This window comes from Mammaliicoccus sp. Q-M61 (genome assembly GCF_022386055.1).
Classification (GTDB): Bacteria; Bacillota; Bacilli; order Staphylococcales; family Staphylococcaceae; genus Mammaliicoccus; species Mammaliicoccus sciuri_A.
The window spans coordinates 66223-82423 of the sequence record NZ_JAJNJL010000008.1; the positions used below are offsets into that span (position 1 = coordinate 66223).

Consider the following 16201-nt stretch of genomic DNA (forward strand, 5'->3'; position numbering starts at 1 on the left):
GGTCATTATGTTAACAGTTGCATTAAGTAAAGGACGTTTATTAAAAGATTTCATAAAATTTATTGATGAAAATGGTAACCCAAAATGGGCAGACGCCTTAAATAATAGAGAACGTAAACTTCAAATTGAAGTTGCGAACGTTAGATTTATTCTTGTTAAAGGAAATGATGTATCAACTTATGTTGAAGAAGGCATTGCTGATATAGGTATTACAGGCAGTGATATTCTTGATGAAAAAGATAAACTCAATGTAAACAACTTAGTTGATTTACCTTTTGGTTATTGTCACTTTGCTGTTGCAAGTAAACCTGAAGTAACAGAATATAAAAAAATTGCGACGACTTATGTTAAAACGACGAAAGCATATTTTAAAAATAAAGGACAAGATGTCTCAATTATTCCATTATCAGGATCTGTAGAATTAGCAGCAGTAGTGAACATGGTTGATGCAATCGTTGATATCGTCCAAACAGGTACGACATTAAAATCTAATGGACTCGTTGAAAAAGAATCCATCGGTGACATCAATGCTAAATTGATTACAAATAAACATGCATTTTTTAGTAAATCAAATATGATTGAATCATTTATAGAAGAAATCGGGGTGTCGATGAATGCTATCTAAAACAGAATTCATAAATAAATTTGAACAAGATAGATTAACAGACGAAAGTAATACTGAAGATGTTAAAAAAATTATCCAAGATGTAAAAGAACATCAAGACCAAGCTTTATTTCGTTATAACAAGAAATTTGACAATGTTGATTTAGAACAACTTGAAGTCCCACAATATGATATAAAAAACAGTATCAACCTTATATCAGATACTTTAAGATCAGCACTTGAAACAAGCTTTGAACAAATTAAAAATTTCCAACAAAAAATTAAACATGAAAATGTAACTACAGGTCAAACTTACCAACTTTATCACCCTATTGAAAAAGTCGGTATCTATGTACCAGGTGGAAAAGCAAGTTACCCATCAACAGTTCTGATGACAGCTACCCTTGCTAAAGTAGCAAATGTTCAAGAAATTATTGTTGTTACCCCACCTCAAAAAGATGGTATCGACCCAGCTATACTTGCTGCATGCCATATTACGGGTGTTGATCGTGTATTCCAAGTAGGTGGCGCTCAAAGTATCGCTGCACTAGCTTTCGGTACGGAAACAATTCCGAAAGTAGATAAAATTGTTGGACCTGGTAACCAATTTGTTTCATTAAGTAAACAGTTATTATACGGTGTAGTTGGTATTGATCAAATAGCTGGACCAAGTGAAATCGCACTTATTGCTGATGAAAATTCAAATGTAGATTACATCATTCAAGATATATTAGCGCAAGCAGAACATGATGAACAGGCTAGAACATTTCTAGTTTCAACAGATTCTTCATTCTTAACAAAAGTTCAACAGAAACTACAACAAGCTATAGATCAAGCACCAAGAAAACAGATCATCGAACAAAGTATCAAAAATTATCATTATCCAATTTTAACGCGTGATATTAACGAAACGATAGATGTCATTAATTATATTGCGCCAGAACATTTATCCATTCAAACGACTGATCCAAGTAAATATATTGGTAAAATTAAATACGTCGGAGCAATGTTCTTAGGTCAATACTCACCAGAAGCAATTGGTGACTATGCTGCTGGACCAAGTCATGTATTACCGACTGATAAAACAGCAAGATTCTCGAATGGCTTAACAGTCAATGATTTCTTAACGAGTCATTCTGTTATTCATCTAGATGAACACACTTATCAAAGTATTGCACCTAGTGCTATAGCTTTAGCTGAACAAGAAGGTTTATATCAACATAAACAATCTTTAGAAGTGAGATTAACAAACAACGAGGAGTCGTGAAACATGATTAGAATAAACAAGAATGAAAGCCCTATTCCTGCATTAGATAATGCAACTTTAAAAAATATTATCGCCAATTCAAATTTTAATTTTTATCCTGATGAGGAATATGATGCCTTTATCAAGTCTTATGCAGACTACTATCAATTATCACCTAACCAAGTTTCTGCAGCGAATGGTTCAGATGAGTGGATTCAAAAATGCATGATTGCATTACCCGATGGACCTGTCCTAACGCTTAATCCAGATTTCTTCATGTATACAGCATATGCACATCAGATTAATCGCCCTATTCATTATGTTGATGCAGAAGATGACTATACATTCTCATTAGATAAAATTAAGCAATCAATCCAAGAATTAAAGCCAGCATTTTTCATTATGAGTGTGCCTCATAATCCATCAGGCATTCAATATCCTAAATCATTTTTAGAAGAAATTGCGAATGAAATGAAGGCAATTGGTGGTTATTTTATTATTGATGAAGCTTATTTAGATTTTGGAGATGCATATGATATTGAATTGCAAGACCATATCATTCAAATGCGTACGTTAAGTAAGGCATTTGCAATAGCTGGTTTAAGAGTCGGCATCGTCATTTCAACTGAGAAGACCATTCAAACTTTAAATCGTATCGCACATCCGTATCCTTTAAACACATTAACTTTAAATATTGCGACTGAAATTTTCAGTAACAAAGAACTTGTACATTCATTATTAACACAACAAAGACAATTGAGTATTCAATTAAGAAATATTTTTGAACAACATGTGAGCGATGTTATCCATGTCATACCTTCAAAAACAAATTTCGTATTAACTTATGGAGATTTAGCAGAATCATTAGGTCAGTATATTTATGACCATGGCTATTTACCAAGATTTTATGATGAACCAAACATGCAACAAACTGTTAGATACTCTATTGCTACAGAATCTGAATTAAATGAACTTGAAAAAATCGTTAAAGAATGGAGACAAGAATATGACTTATCAAAAAGAAAGATCAACTAAAGAAACAGATATCAAAATTCAACTACGATTAGATGGAGAAGATTCACACATTAATACAGGTGTTGGTTTTTTAGACCATATGTTGACGTTGTTTAGTTTTCATAGTGGTATTGCCTTAAATATAGAAGTTGATGGAGATACACATGTAGATGACCATCATACTGTTGAAGATATTGGCATTGTAATAGGTCAATTACTGCTTGAAGTCGTTAAGGATAAAAAATCATTTACGAGATATGGTTCATTCTATATACCAATGGACGAAACTTTAGCACGTGTTGTAACGGATATTAGTGGCAGACCATATTTATCATTTAATGCGACATTTTCTCGTGAAAAAGTTGGCACATTTGATACAGAACTTGTTGAGGAATTCTTTAGAGCACTTGTGATTAATGCAAGGTTAACAACACATATCGATTTAATTAGAGGTGGCAATACGCACCATGAAATCGAAGCGATTTTTAAAGCATTTGCTAGAAGTTTAAAAATCGCATTAACACAAGATGATTATGCAGGTATCCCTTCTTCTAAGGGTGTGATTGAATAATGATTGCAATCATTGATTATGGACTTGGCAATATTAAAAATATTGAACGTGCCCTCTTACATTTAGGATATGATGCCATATTAACTTCAGATGAAGAAACTATAAAAAATAGTACACATGTCATTCTTCCTGGTGTCGGGCACTTCAAAGATGCTATGACACAATTAACATCAAGTGGTCTAGACAAAGTGATTAAAGATATTAAAGATACGCATAAAATCATTGGCATTTGTTTAGGTATGCAAGTGTTATTTGAATACAGTGCGGAAGGTTCAACAAAAGGATTAAATTTATTGCAAGGGAACGTTATACCTATAGAGAGTCCCTACCCTGTTCCTCATTTAGGATGGAACAATTTACAAAGTGAACATCCACTTCTTGATGGTGATGTTTACTTTATACATTCTTATCATGTCTCTACTGATCTACCTATAGTTGCTACAGCAGATTATGGACAACCAATTACTGCTATCGTGCAACAAGAAAATATTATCGGTATACAATTCCACCCAGAAAAAAGTGGTGATTATGGACTCAAAATACTAGACCAAGCATTGAAAGAAGGTTTTTTAAATGATTGAAATTTGGCCAGCAATAGATTTAATAGACTCCACAAGCGTGAGATTAACTGAAGGTAAATATGATTCTAAAGAATCTATGCCTAGAACTGCTGAAGAAGCAATTGCTTTCTATTCAAAATTTAAACAAGTTTCTAGAATTCATGTTATCGATTTAATCGGCGCTAAAAATCAACAACCAACAGAAGCAGATTACATAGAACAACTCGTCAGTTTAACTCATTTACCAATTGAAGTTGGTGGCGGTATTCGAAGTGTTGAAACAATTGAATCATATTTAAATAAAGGCGTTGAGTACATTATCGTCGGCACTAAAGGCATACAAGACTTAGACTGGTTAAAAGAAGTGACTAATAAGTTCCCTAACAAAATATATTTATCTGTCGATGCGTATGTTGAAAAAATCAAACTAAACGGTTGGCTCGATGATGCCGGTATAGACCTATTTGATTTTATTGAAAAAATCAACACATTCCCTCTCGGCGGAATTATCTATACAGATATTTCAAAAGACGGAAAAATGTCTGGACCAAACTTTGCATTAACAGGTAAATTAGTACAATCTACATCTATTCCTGTCATTGCATCTGGTGGTATAAGAAATAAAGATGACATAGATCAACTGGATGCATTAAATGTACACGCTGCAATTGTTGGAAAAGCAGCAAATACGGATGCATTTTGGGAGGGTATTGAATGATCAAAAAAAGAATCATCCCATGCTTAGATGTTAAAGATGGACGTGTCGTTAAAGGCATAAAATTTAAAGGTTTGAGAGATATTGGACATCCAGTTGAATTAGCTGAATATTATAATCAAGAAGCGGCAGATGAGCTTGTGTTCTTAGATATTTCTAAGACAGAAAATGGACATCAAATGATGTTAGATATCATATCAGAAACAGCTTCAAAATTATTCATACCACTTACTATTGGTGGTGGTATTAGTACACTTGAAGATATTTCGGTATTACTTAATCATGGTGCTGATAAAATTTCATTAAACTCAAGTGCTTTGCGTAATCCAGCATTTATTCGTGAAGCGAGTGATAAGTTCGGAAAACAATGTATCTGTATCGCAGTTGATGCTAAATGGGAAGAAGAACATCAAGATTGGTATTGTTATACTCATGGTGGTAAACAGAGAACAGATAAACGTGTGTTAGATTGGGTTCAAGAAGTTGAAAATCTCGGCGCTGGTGAATTATTAATTACCAGTATGGATTACGATGGTGTTAAACAAGGATTTGATCATCGTTTATTAACTGAAATTAATCAACGGGTTTCTTTACCTGTTATTGCATCAGGTGGTGGCGGTAATAGTCAGCATTTTGTTGATTTATTTAAACAAACGGATGTATCTGCAGGTCTCGCTGCAAGTATTTTTCACGATAAAGAAACAACGATACAAGCAGTCAAAACACATTTATCTAATGAAGGAGTGAATGTACGATGAGTGAATTAGCACCTGATTTTTCTAAAGGTCTTGTACCAGCCATCCTACAACATTACCAAACTGGACAAGTATTAATGTTAGGTTATATGAATGAAGAAGCTTATAACTTAACCATTCAAGATAAAGTCTGTTGGTTTTATTCAAGAAGTAAAGATCGTCTATGGAAAAAAGGCGAATCGTCCAATCATATCCAGCATATTATCGAGATACAATTAGATTGTGACCAAGATACGATTTTATTACAAGTCAATCCTGATGGCCCTACTTGCCATACTGGATCTGTTAGTTGCTTTAATACTGAAGAACCTTACACGCTTGAATCATTAGAAACGACTATTCAAGAAAGTGTTGATTCTAATAATCCAAAATCATATACAAATTATTTACTTAATAAAGGTATAGATAAAATATCTAAAAAATATGGAGAAGAGTCGTTTGAAGTCGTTATTGCAGCTATGAAAAATGACAAATTAGAACTCACAAATGAAGTCGCTGATGTACTTTATCATTTATTCGTATTACTACATGATAGAGGCGTTAAATTTGAAGATGTCATATCAGTATTGAAAGAACGTCATAAAAAGTCAGGTAACTTTAAAGGTGAACGACAAGACATTAATAATTGGTAAATTGTCATAATTCATATATTGTCAAAAATTAGCAGTCGCTTATACTAGTACATAGAGGTGTATTTATGTTACGAGATAAAGCGACTGCTTTTATTAACGATATGTATAAAGAATTAGAAATATCAGAATTACAAATGAATAAAAGAATACAAGAAATAGAACATGAAATTTCACAAACTGGTACTTATACCCACACTACCGAGGAATTAGAATATGGTGCGAAAGTAGCTTGGAGAAATTCAAATAGATGTATTGGTAGACTATTTTGGGATAAATTGACGGTTAGAGATTTAAGACATATTCAAGATGAACAAACATTTATCGCTTCAATTGAAGATCACATTAAAGATGCTACAAATGATGGAAAAATCAAACCCATGATCAGCATATATAACAACCAAATAGAAATTATGAATGAACAATTGATTAGATATGCAGGATACGGAGATAAGGGCGACCCTAAATCTATTGAAATGACGAAATTAGCACGCCATTTAAATTGGCAAAGTCCTCAAACTGATTTTGATGTACTTCCATTAATGTATCGAATTAATCAACAACGCCCTAAAATCCATCAATATCCACAAGAACTCATTAAAGAAATTGACATCACTCATAAACAGTATCCTAAGTTAGCATCACTACAACTGAAATGGTATGCAGTACCCATCATTTCAAATATGGATTTAGAAATTGGTGGTATATATTATCATACTGCCCCATTCAACGGGTGGTACATGGAAACTGAAATAGGCGTTAGAAATTTTACTGATCAATATCGCTATAATAAATTAAAAGATATTGCAGAAGCATTTGATTTTGATACGACGACAACATCAAGTTACTGGAGAGATAGAGCTTTAGTAGAGTTTAATTATGCTATTTATCATTCGTATAAAGAAGCGGGTGTTGCAATTGTTGATCATTATAATGCTTCTAAACAATTTAAGAAATTTGAAGAAAATGAATGTAAAGCTAATAGAAAAGTGACCGGAAAATGGAGTTGGCTTGCACCTCCTCTTTCACCTTCACTTGTACATAATTATCATAAAGGCTATGATAATGAGATGAGAAGTCCAAACTTTTTATATAGACAAAATCAAAAAGGTTGTCCAATGCATTAGAAAGGAAGTCATTTATGAAGTTATATTATTTAGGACCACTAGGTACATTTTCACATATGGCAGCACTTAAATATAAGCCAGATGAAATTAATGAATATATTCCTAAGTCAAATTTATACGAAGTGGTTAAAGCAATTGAAACTGACCCAGAAAACATCGCAATTGCCCCAATTGAAAATTCTATCGAAGGTACGATCAACATCATTGCCGATTCATTAACAGAACAGAAAATCCACGTTATAGACGAATTACATCTAGATATATCATTTTCTCTTTATGTTCAAAAAGGTGCAAAATTAGAAGATATTAAAGAAGTTGTTTCTATTGCCCCTGCGATCAATCAAACATCTAAATTTATTAAAAATCATAACTTTGCATACAGATATTCTGATAGTACCGTTCAAAGTTTAGATGAAATAGATGCACATACTGGCGCAATTGCACCAATTGGTTTAGAAAAATCTAATGACGATGTTGAAGCATTGCATGAACACATCGAAGACTATCCACATAATACAACAAGATTTTTAATTTTATCAGCTGAAGAAAAACATGTTGAAAAAGCAACAGATAGTATTTTATTAATTACTCCTGACCAAGATAAACCAGGCTTATTAGCAAGTATATTAAATACATTTGCTTTGTTTAATATCAACCTATCATGGATTGAGTCACGACCACTCAAAACGCAACTCGGCATGTATCATTTCTTTGTTCAAGCAGATTGTAGCGCTGAAGATGTAGAAATGAAGAAAGTAATCACAATCCTAAAAACATTAGACTTTAATGTAAAAGTGCTAGGTAATTTTGATAAGCGAATTACATAAATAAATCGTTTGGGATATAATTCCTAACTCAAATTAAAAAACACCTTATTTACTGATTTATTCAGTAAATAGGGTGTTATTTTATAATCTACGATTTTGTTCGTGCATGCTTGCCTAGGGTATGGCTCGAGCCTGTAGTCTCTCGCTCATACTATTCCCTCAGGCGTCAGCACTTTGCAAAATCGATACAAATCTCCAATTTTATGCATAAAATAAAGCATTCTCGTATAATTCAAGTAATCATCACTAAAACTATTATTTTTGATTTCTATGTCCTGATTCATATTTTTGTATCCATTCATCTACAGTGACTTTTTCACTCAACTCACCTATTAAAGTAAAGGGTATGTTTTTATTGTTTGTGAATCTAATACAACTTTTCCCCATATTTAATTTAGTTGGTACTTGCTCTTTGTATCTGTCTTCAAACCATTCTTTCAATTCTTTCATCCCATATAAGCCCATATGATATAAGGCAATATGATTTTTTTGAGCAGCAAGACTAATGAACGGAAGTGGTTCGTCTGCTCTATTTAAATAACCTTTTGGATATTTATCTAAAGGTACTACAAATGTCGGCATACCGTATTGCATGACTAGTTCATATCCTGGTGGTAAATGTGTTTTGATTGTATCTAGCAAATGAATATATGTTTCTTTTTTCTTTTCATCTATTTGTTCAATATAACGGTCTATGCTATTCATCATGTCCTCCATTTTAATTAAATATGAATAAGATTCTCAACTTGATCTTGTTTGATATTGCTTAAATTACGGTTATTGTATAAATAAATATCTGTCGTCTTAATGAATTTAATATTATTTGAAGATTCTCCTTCAAAATGATTATTATAAATATAAATATCTTTATTCATAACGTCTTCATAACTTTTAATTAAAATACTTGGTTTACTTTTAATATCTTTAAATGTATTATCACCTATCAAAATAGTTGACCCTGCTTGTCCGCCTCTATTTAATTTATGGATATCTACAGAATATTTACCTGTTGGTACTGCTAAATAGCGTATGCCACCCTCACAATTTATAAATTGATTGTTTGTAACAGTTGAATCTTTCGCTTTTAATAAAGTAACTGCGAAATCCCCTAACCCTTCAAAAGTATTATGTTGAATATTTATATTCTCATAAAACACATCATACATACTTGCATGAGATCCGACTGCTCTATTCCAAGGTAACATGTTCGGATCACCTGAATTTCCGAAATAACAGTTTTCGATCAGTGCATTTTTAGTTATCGTACCATCTGTCGCCCCAAATTTAGGAAATGCCCCTTCAGTTTGAATATCTATTTGTACAGCTTCACTAAATAACCTTGTTCCACTATCGTCACGGAATCCAAGGAACTTACATTCATTTACATAAAAGCCATCTAAGCCACATGCATCAATCGCATGCCCACCAACAACATTCTTAAATGTCACATTATGTATTTGAATATTTCGTGCATGACCAATAGACATGATTGTGTTATTTGTATTATTTGTATGTCCATATGCATCAAATGTCCCACCGATAATATTGATATTACCATGACCTTCATAGCCATAGTATTTTTTCAATCTATGTCCGTTTTTCAGCATAGCTGTATGCGATTTTCTGATTAACACAGCTTCATCATGTAAAATAAGCGTTGTATTTTCATATATCACTAATTCATAAATAATATGATAAACACCTTTAGGTATATAAACAGTTACTGGTCCTTTCTTAGCTTGTAACAAAGCTAATTGAATACCAACTGTATCCGTTATTCCACAACCACCTTTAGCACCATAACGATTTACATTAACAATATGCTTCATACTTCATAACCACCTTAATATAGCGTATACTTGCATGTATATTTATATTACACTGAAAACATTTTATAAACAATTAGGGGGAATATAATTGAAGAAAGCACTCATTATCGTTGATTATTCAAATGATTTCGTTGCGACAGATGGTAAGTTAACATGCGGAGAACCTGGTCAAGAAATTGAACAAAATATTCACCACAAAATTGAAACATACAACTCGAATGAAGATTTGATTTTTTATTTAATGGACTATCACCATGAGAATGATCCATATCATCCTGAAACAAAATTATTTCCACCTCATAATATTGTAGGTACAGAAGGTCGAAATTTATATAACTCATTAAAGCCTCAATACGATTCAATCAAACATTCTAATCATGTATTTTGGATAGATAAGACAAGATATAGTGCATTTTTCGGTACAAATCTTGATAGTTTATTAAGAGAAAGACATATTGATACTGTTGAAATTGTCGGCGTTTGTACAGATATTTGTGTGTTACATACTGCTGTCGATGCTTACAATTTAAATTATCAAATTATTATTCCGAAGAATTGTGTCGCTTCTTTTAATCAAGCTGGGCACGATTGGGCACTTACACATTTTGAAAATAGTATAGGCGCAGTTGTAGAATAGACAAGGTGTTCATGTTAAAATAAAGTGACAGAATATTCAAAGCAAAAGGAGAAATTACATTGGTAAACACATTTATATTTGGACATAAGAATCCTGACACAGATACAATTGCTTCAGCATTAGTAATGGAAGATTTACAAAAAGAACTTGGAAATGACGTTCAAGCTGCAAGACTTGGAGACGTTTCAGACGAAACACAATTTGCATTGGATTATTTCAAAGTTCAAGCACCTGCATTGTTAGAAACACCTTTAAAAGATAAAGACGTTATTTTAGTCGATCACAATGAATTCCAACAAAGTGCAGATGACATTTCAGATGCTACAATTACAATGGTTGTTGATCACCACCGTATCAGCAATTTTGAAACAGCAGCTCCATTATATTACAGAGCTGAACCAGTTGGTTGTACGACTACAATCCTTAAAAAAATGTATGAAGAAAATGGTGTTGAAATTAAACCTGAAATTGCTGGTCTTATGATTTCAGCTATTATCTCTGATACATTACTATTTAAATCACCAACATGCACAGAACAAGATAAAAAAGCTTGTGAAGCATTAGCTAAAATTGCCAATGTTGATTTAAATGAATATGGTTTAGAAATGTTAAAAGCTGGTGCTTCAGTAAAAGGTAAATCACCTGAATTCCTTTTAAATATGGATGCTAAATCATTCAACATGGGTGATAAAGTCGTACGTATTGCACAAGTTAATACTGTTGATGTAAACGAAGTTCTTGAAATTCAAGAAGACGTTGAAAATGAAATCAACGCAATTATTGCTAAAGAACAATATGACTTATTTGTATTTGTTATTACAGATATCTTAAACAGTGACTCAACTGCTATTGCTTTAGGTAAAGAACAACAAGTCGTAACAAAAGCATTCAACACTGAATTAAATGGAAATGTCGCTGTATTACCTGGCGTTGTTTCTCGTAAGAAACAAGTGGTTCCACCTATTGATGAATTATTAGGTAAATAATTTATAAGGAGTGTGCTTTAAATGGAAATCAAACAAGGTACAAACAAATTTTATGTAGGCAATTCTGAGAATGATTTTGAAGCAGAAATCACGTATCAAGACTTAGATGGCAAGACACTTGTGGTCGATCATACATTTGTAGATCCTTCACTACGAGGACAAGGTATTGCTAGAAAATTGGTTGATGTTGTTATTGAAAAAGCAAGATCTGAAGAGAAAGTAATTGATCCAGTTTGTCCGTACGTTAAAGATGTTATGACTAAAGATGAAAGCACACACGATGTATTAAAGAAATAATCAAAAAATCCTGACGAAATGATATCATTTCGTCAGGATTTTTTATATTTCTGTACTTTCTAATAACCGTTTAAGCAATGATTTATATTGAGGCTTTGCCTTTTCTTCTGTGCACGTATTCATAGGTGGATATTTTAAATCTTGAGCATCTTTATATGTTACTTCATCGATATAATTTGATGCTTTTTCGTAGTCATAACAACTCGGAAATGCATACTTATGGTTAAAGTGATCAACGACCACTCTTGATGTCGAAGAAGGATTTTGTTTGAATGGCACAAATGCCACGACTAAAAGTAAAACGATAATAATCACAGATGTAATGATGAAGTACTTTTTAGACATTAAATTGAACTCCAATTTGCTGTCTAATTTCATCTAATACTTTAATCGTTTCTAATGATCTTTGATGTGTATTAATAGATGACTCTACCTTATGATTCTGTACACACTTAATAAATTCAATTATTTCATCTTTCATTGTTAACGGTGAATCATTATTATATTCTTTCTGTAATACACCTTCTCTATTAAATACTTTAATATTTGACGGTGCACTTATCTTATCAATTAATACATAACCATTTTCCCCTACTATTTCTGAAGGGCTGGGGCGGTCACATATTTTTGAATAACTAATTGTTGCTTGGAAAGTAGGATAATCCAATATCGCATTACCTTGTCCATCTGCTCCAGTATCTAATTTAAAGCCATTTGCTTTAATACTTTGTGGCATACCAAACAAATGTATCATTGGTGCTACTGCATATACACCTAAGTCCATTAAAGCGCCGTTCCCTAACTCAGGTTTAAAAGCATTTTCTATGATGCCTTTTTTATAGTTATCATATCTTGAAGAATATTGGTGATAATGAAAATCAGCATATCTAATTTCACCAATATCAATTTGATCATTTGTAAATTCTACAAATGGTGGTAATAATGTTGATTTCATAGCTTCCATAACAGTAACATTATATTCATAAGCAAGTTTAGATAATGCTTCAAATTGCTCTTGAACAATTGTCGCTGGCTTTTCGATTAAGACATGTTTTTTATTTTTAATCGCTATTTCTGCTTGTTCAAAATGAAACGCATTTGGTGATGCTATGTATACCGCTTCAAAATTAGGTGATTGACAAAATAACTCTAAATCTGTGAATGTTTCAGTAAGTTGATGTTTCTCCTTATAATAGTCTGCTCTTTCTTCAGTACGTGAATAGACAGCATAAGGTTCAAACGCTTCAACTTCTAAACCATTCTCTATAAATTTATCACTTATCCAATTGGTACCTATAAATCCAAATCTCATATTATTTCACCTTTTCGTTATTTTTTTAAAAATAAAAATTTCATAAATAAACACTTCGCTTTTAATTATAACTATTGTTAAAATATAAACAATAGAAGTATAAAGGAGACATCCATATTGACTATCGCGACTCAATTCGAAAACTTACAATCACTTTTTGATAGTGATGTAACAAAAGATATTAAATTTAGAAAAAAACAGTTAAGAGCACTGAGAAAATCCATTAAATCAAATGAAAGTGCCTTAATTTCAGCATTGCAACAAGATTTAGGTAAAAATTCTGTTGAATCTTATGCTACTGAAATAGGTTACATTTACAAAAGTATCTCTTTCATGCTAAAAGAAGTCAAGAGTTTAGCAAGTAAAAGAAACGTGAACACACCTGTATTTTTATTTCCAGGTAAAAGTTACACAATTAACGAACCATATGGCACAGTCTTAATCATCGGTCCGTTCAATTATCCGTTTCAACTTGTTATCGAACCTTTAATTGGTGCCATTGCTGCTGGAAATTGTGCAGTTATCAAGCCTTCAGAACTTACACCAAATGTTAGTGTTGTTATAGAAAAAATTATACAAGAAGCATTTAATCCTTCATATGTATCTTGTATAACTGGTGATCAAACCGTAACTGAAGAACTGTTAACTTACCCATTCGACTTTATATTCTTTACGGGTTCTACTAAAGTTGGACAAATCGTTTACGAACAAGCTAGTAAACAACTGATTCCAGTAGCACTTGAATTAGGTGGAAAGAGTCCAGCAATTGTAGATAAGACTGCAAATATTAAAGTAGCAGCAGAAAGAATCGCATTTGGTAAATTCATTAATGCCGGTCAAACATGTGTAGCACCAGATTATGTCATCATCGACGCATCGATTAAACAACAATTTATTAAAGCAATTCAAACAACTATTCGAGAATTTTATACGTCATCAGCACAAAATAGTGAAGATTATGGCCGAATCGTAAATGAACGTCATACAGATCGATTAGTGAATTTACTTAATCAAACTAATGGTGACATCGTTTACGGTGGTAGCTCGGACAGAGAGAATCGCTATATAGAACCGACTATTGTCGATAATGTTAAATTTGATGATATTCTAATGGAAGATGAAATCTTTGGTCCAATATTACCTATTATGACGTATGAAGCATTTGGCGATGCCATTCAATTTATCAAAAATAAACCAAAGCCACTATCACTATATTTATTTAGTGAAGACGAAAATCATACTGATGAAGTCGTAAGAAGAATATCATTCGGTGGCGGTTGTATCAATGATACACTTTTACATTTAGGTAACCATAACTTACCATTTGGTGGTGTCGGTCATTCAGGAATTGGTAAATATCATGGCAAAGCTTCATTTGAACTCTTTAGCAATGAAAAGAGCATCATGTTTAAAACAACTAAACTAGAAACTGGTGTCCTTTTCCCACCTTATAAAGGAAAAGCTAAATACGTGAGAGCCATGTTTAAAAAGTAATTCTGAATTGTTACTTATAGCGACAAAATTAAATTTAAGCATATAAAATAAGCATATGGTATAGACATTCTTTAACGTCTTAACCATATGCTTATTTTTATTTATATTGACTTTCAATGAGTTGCTGCTTTTTATTAAATAAAGTTGGATATGATAAGAAACCTAATATTACACTCGTCATTGTAGCACTTGTTAATAACATAAATACGATTAATATTTGAAAGAGTACCGCTTCAATTGGATCTGCCCCACCTATAATTTGACCACTCATCATCCCGGGTAATTGAACAAGACCAATTGTCTTTTGTTGTTCTATAGTTGGTATAACACTAGACTGTATAGAAGTGATCAGTTGCTTATGTATAGCCTGTTTAGGAGTTCCTCCCAAACATAGAACAAGCTCTATCACATTTTCATTTTGTTTAACTTCTGACATAAATCTATTTAAGAACAATATACTTAATACCATTGCATTACCAACAATCATGCCACTTATTGGTATGATGTATTGTGCTGTTGGTGGTGTTATTTTAAATCCTAATAAGATACCTTGTGTAATAACTTCTATTGCTACAAAAGCGAGTAATAATTTCCAAGTGATGCCTGGTATTTCCAAACCTTTTTTTCGTGCATTTTGTGTTGCAGCACCTATTATGAGCATGACCATTAAAATGATAAAAATATGGCTTTCTTGATCAAATATAAATTGTAATATATACCCTACAATTAACAGTTGAACAAATGATCGAATAGCTGCAATTAATGTATCTTTCCCTAATCCTAAATTAAAACTTTTCGAAATAACGATCGGAATAATAATAAAAATAAACATTAACACGATTGATGTAATACTCATATTAATTTTTCTCCTATAAAGCTTCTGACGTTTGGTTGTTCTGAATTTTTAACATTTTCAGCTGTATCAGCTTGTGCAACTTCTCCATTGATCATAACCCATATGTAATCGCTCATTCTAAAGGCTTGATTAATATCATGTGTAATCCATATCATCGTAACTTCGTGTTCTTTAATAATTTTTTGTAAAAGCTGTTCAATTGCACGCTTTGAGTTTCTATCTAATGCCGATGTCACTTCATCTAGCAATATCACTTTAGGTTTATTAACGAGTGATCGTGCTAATGATAACTTTTGTTTTTCTCCACCTGATAATTCTTTACTATTTTTATTCAAGAAAGTTTCTGGCAAATCGACTATCTTCAAATAATATTTAGCTTCTTCATCTGTCATTTTTTTATTTTGAAGTATTAATGGCAGTTCTAAATTATCTTTTACAGTTCCTTTAATCATCGTTGCTTCTTGAGAAACTAACTGTACTTTTCTTCTAAGTTCCATTGGATTATATGTTTCAATAGATTGTTGATCAATGAATATTTCGCCACTTGTACTAGACTTTAATAAATTAATTAAAGAGAGCAGTGTTGATTTTCCTGCACCTGATGGCCCGATTATAGAAGTAAGTTTACCTTTATAAATATCACCTGTAACACCTTTTAAAATTAGTGACCGTTCTATTTCATATTCTACATTTTTAAATTGGACTGCTACACTACTTTCCAAATAAATCATCTCCATGCCTT

At 32.3% G+C, this 16201-nt stretch carries 20 protein-coding genes; 14 read left to right on the forward strand and 6 right to left on the reverse strand.

The features are described from left to right. Window positions 1-7 precede the first annotated feature (7 nt). The 10 genes from hisG to LQ677_RS10720 all read left to right on the forward strand — a co-directional run bounded on the left by hisG (window position 8) and on the right by LQ677_RS10720 (window position 8048). A complete protein-coding gene (hisG, locus tag LQ677_RS10675) occupies window positions 8-625 on the forward strand; it encodes an ATP phosphoribosyltransferase (protein WP_025905120.1) in 618 nt (205 codons plus the stop codon). After that, window positions 615-1871 carry a histidinol dehydrogenase gene (gene hisD / locus LQ677_RS10680; protein WP_191836601.1) on the forward strand — a complete coding sequence of 419 codons (1257 nt, stop codon included), beginning with the start codon at window positions 615-617 and terminating at the stop codon, window positions 1869-1871. The genes hisG and hisD overlap by 11 nt, the downstream gene beginning before the upstream one ends. A 3-nt stretch (window positions 1872-1874) precedes the next feature. Next, the gene (locus tag LQ677_RS10685; RefSeq protein ID WP_191836602.1) at window positions 1875-2885 is read left to right on the forward strand and encodes a pyridoxal phosphate-dependent aminotransferase; all 1011 of its coding nucleotides are present in this window, start codon (window positions 1875-1877) and stop codon (window positions 2883-2885) included. Beyond that, the gene (hisB, locus tag LQ677_RS10690; protein WP_037589517.1) at window positions 2857-3435 is read left to right on the forward strand and encodes an imidazoleglycerol-phosphate dehydratase HisB; all 579 of its coding nucleotides are present in this window, start codon (window positions 2857-2859) and stop codon (window positions 3433-3435) included. Before LQ677_RS10685 ends, hisB begins: the two co-directional genes overlap by 29 nt. Next, entirely contained in the window at window positions 3435-4016 is a 582-nt protein-coding gene (gene hisH / locus LQ677_RS10695; RefSeq protein WP_126477114.1) for an imidazole glycerol phosphate synthase subunit HisH, read from the forward strand. Before hisB ends, hisH begins: the two co-directional genes overlap by 1 nt. Then, entirely contained in the window at window positions 4009-4713 is a 705-nt protein-coding gene (hisA, locus tag LQ677_RS10700; protein WP_191836603.1) for a 1-(5-phosphoribosyl)-5-((5-phosphoribosylamino)methylideneamino)imidazole-4-carboxamide isomerase, read from the forward strand. Before hisH ends, hisA begins: the two co-directional genes overlap by 8 nt. Further along, complete coding sequence (hisF, locus tag LQ677_RS10705; protein ID WP_191836604.1) at window positions 4710-5468, forward strand: imidazole glycerol phosphate synthase subunit HisF; 759 nt, start codon at window positions 4710-4712, stop codon at window positions 5466-5468. The genes hisA and hisF overlap by 4 nt, the downstream gene beginning before the upstream one ends. After that, a complete protein-coding gene (gene hisIE, locus LQ677_RS10710; RefSeq protein WP_239748821.1) occupies window positions 5465-6097 on the forward strand; it encodes a bifunctional phosphoribosyl-AMP cyclohydrolase/phosphoribosyl-ATP diphosphatase HisIE in 633 nt (210 codons plus the stop codon). The genes hisF and hisIE overlap by 4 nt, the downstream gene beginning before the upstream one ends. A 65-nt stretch (window positions 6098-6162) precedes the next feature. Further along, on the forward strand, window positions 6163-7221 hold the full coding sequence (locus LQ677_RS10715) for a nitric oxide synthase oxygenase (RefSeq protein WP_204253059.1): 1059 nt from the start codon (window positions 6163-6165) through the stop codon (window positions 7219-7221). A gap of 14 nt (window positions 7222-7235) precedes the next feature. Continuing rightward, a complete protein-coding gene (locus LQ677_RS10720; RefSeq protein WP_239748822.1) occupies window positions 7236-8048 on the forward strand; it encodes a prephenate dehydratase in 813 nt (270 codons plus the stop codon). A 255-nt stretch (window positions 8049-8303) separates the two neighbouring features. Here the strand turns inward: LQ677_RS10720 and LQ677_RS10725 are convergent, their stop codons facing one another. Next, window positions 8304-8756 (reverse strand): iron chaperone, encoded by a 453-nt coding sequence (locus LQ677_RS10725; protein ID WP_308193329.1) that lies wholly within the window; start codon window positions 8754-8756, stop codon window positions 8304-8306. A 14-nt stretch (window positions 8757-8770) separates the two neighbouring features. After that, complete coding sequence (locus tag LQ677_RS10730; protein WP_126477120.1) at window positions 8771-9877, reverse strand: glycosyl hydrolase family 28-related protein; 1107 nt, start codon at window positions 9875-9877, stop codon at window positions 8771-8773. Between the two features lie 88 nt (window positions 9878-9965). Between LQ677_RS10730 and LQ677_RS10735 the strand changes: the two genes are divergently transcribed. The 3 genes from LQ677_RS10735 to LQ677_RS10745 are packed head-to-tail and all read left to right on the forward strand — an operon-like array spanning window position 9966 to window position 11797. Further along, the gene (locus LQ677_RS10735) at window positions 9966-10514 is read left to right on the forward strand and encodes a cysteine hydrolase family protein (RefSeq protein WP_126477121.1); all 549 of its coding nucleotides are present in this window, start codon (window positions 9966-9968) and stop codon (window positions 10512-10514) included. A 59-nt stretch (window positions 10515-10573) separates the two neighbouring features. Continuing rightward, a complete protein-coding gene (locus LQ677_RS10740) occupies window positions 10574-11500 on the forward strand; it encodes a manganese-dependent inorganic pyrophosphatase (RefSeq protein ID WP_037589529.1) in 927 nt (308 codons plus the stop codon). Window positions 11501-11521: 21 nt separating this feature from the next. Continuing rightward, window positions 11522-11797, forward strand: coding sequence for a GNAT family N-acetyltransferase (locus tag LQ677_RS10745; protein WP_025905106.1), 276 nt, complete (start codon window positions 11522-11524; stop codon window positions 11795-11797). Window positions 11798-11839: 42 nt separating this feature from the next. Here LQ677_RS10745 and LQ677_RS10750 read toward each other — a convergent pair whose 3' ends face one another. Both LQ677_RS10750 and LQ677_RS10755 read right to left on the reverse strand, forming a co-directional pair. Next, the gene (locus LQ677_RS10750; protein ID WP_126477122.1) at window positions 11840-12142 is read right to left on the reverse strand and encodes a hypothetical protein; all 303 of its coding nucleotides are present in this window, start codon (window positions 12140-12142) and stop codon (window positions 11840-11842) included. Then, a complete protein-coding gene (locus LQ677_RS10755; protein WP_191836612.1) occupies window positions 12135-13109 on the reverse strand; it encodes a Gfo/Idh/MocA family protein in 975 nt (324 codons plus the stop codon). Before LQ677_RS10755 ends, LQ677_RS10750 begins: the two co-directional genes overlap by 8 nt. Window positions 13110-13223: 114 nt before the next feature. Between LQ677_RS10755 and LQ677_RS10760 the strand changes: the two genes are divergently transcribed. Beyond that, window positions 13224-14603 (forward strand): aldehyde dehydrogenase, encoded by a 1380-nt coding sequence (locus tag LQ677_RS10760; protein WP_025905103.1) that lies wholly within the window; start codon window positions 13224-13226, stop codon window positions 14601-14603. Window positions 14604-14700: 97 nt separating this feature from the next. Here LQ677_RS10760 and LQ677_RS10765 read toward each other — a convergent pair whose 3' ends face one another. Both LQ677_RS10765 and LQ677_RS10770 read right to left on the reverse strand, forming a co-directional pair. Further along, the gene (locus LQ677_RS10765; RefSeq protein WP_037589536.1) at window positions 14701-15459 is read right to left on the reverse strand and encodes an ABC transporter permease; all 759 of its coding nucleotides are present in this window, start codon (window positions 15457-15459) and stop codon (window positions 14701-14703) included. Then, complete coding sequence (locus LQ677_RS10770) at window positions 15456-16181, reverse strand: ABC transporter ATP-binding protein (RefSeq protein WP_191836613.1); 726 nt, start codon at window positions 16179-16181, stop codon at window positions 15456-15458. Before LQ677_RS10770 ends, LQ677_RS10765 begins: the two co-directional genes overlap by 4 nt. Window positions 16182-16201: the final 20 nt, after the last annotated feature.